Annotated in this window: 1 protein-coding gene and 1 pseudogene; one reads left to right on the forward strand and one right to left on the reverse strand. The window is 67.5% G+C overall.

Going from position 1 to position 836, the window contains the following annotated elements:
• Positions 1-242: pseudogene (locus tag HUK84_RS20670) on the reverse strand (MFS transporter); the annotation flags it as partial.
• Between the two features lie 234 nt (positions 243-476).
• Between HUK84_RS20670 and HUK84_RS20675 the strand changes: the two are divergent.
• The coding region (locus tag HUK84_RS20675) for an AI-2E family transporter (RefSeq protein ID WP_374729400.1) at positions 477-836 on the forward strand (360 nt) is incomplete at its 3' end.

Raw genomic sequence — 836 nt, forward strand, 5'->3', positions numbered from 1 at the left:
CCGCACACCGCGATCAGCGGCGCGCCGACGACGACGCCCAGCGCATAGGCGGCGATGACGTGGCCGGCGGACGGGATGGTGATGCCCAGCGACGACGCCATTTCCGGCAACATGCCCATGATCGCGAATTCGCCGGTGCCGATGGCGAAGGTGCCCAGCGCCAGGGCGAATTCCGCGGCGGCGACGCCGTGCGGCGCGTCGTAATGGCCGACCGGCGTATCGTCTCCGATTTCGGTGTCCAAGGCGATGTCCTTTCGTGCGGACGAGCGTCCGAGGCCAATGTGTCTGGGACCGTTGACATGTCGCCGGCCAGTATGCCGCCTGGGGCCGGGATCATAACGGCGATTGATGCGTCAACACCTTACGGATTTTCCGGAAGATGGTGCGGATCGGCTGTATCTGCCTGTCATTGCTGATGGAATCGACGCGCGCCGGCTGGTATGCCAGATAGCGCCCTGTCACAGCCGGAACGGACCATGACCCCGATGCACGCGGCCGCCAGGCGGCCGGACGACACACCCGCCGGTATGGCGCCCCCCGAGCGGGAGATGGACCCGCGGGCGGTGCAGTTGGCCCGGATTCACAGCCTGCTGCAGGTTACGGTGCTGCTGGCGGTGCTGGTGCTGTCGATCTGGCTGATCGGCGACGTGCTGATGGTGGTGTTTGCCGCGACGCTGATCGCGGTGATCCTGCATAACCTGGCGATCCGCCTGGAGCGGGCGATGCGCCTGCCCTACTGGCTGGCGCTGAGCCTGGTGGTCGCGGGGGTGCTGGGGGCGTTCGTCGCGCTGTTCTGGAGCAGCGGGCCGGCGATTTCAGAACAGGCGGCCCGGCTG

Origin of the sequence: Nguyenibacter vanlangensis (assembly GCF_013376155.1) — a bacterium.
GTDB lineage: Bacteria > Pseudomonadota > Alphaproteobacteria > Acetobacterales > Acetobacteraceae > Gluconacetobacter > Gluconacetobacter vanlangensis.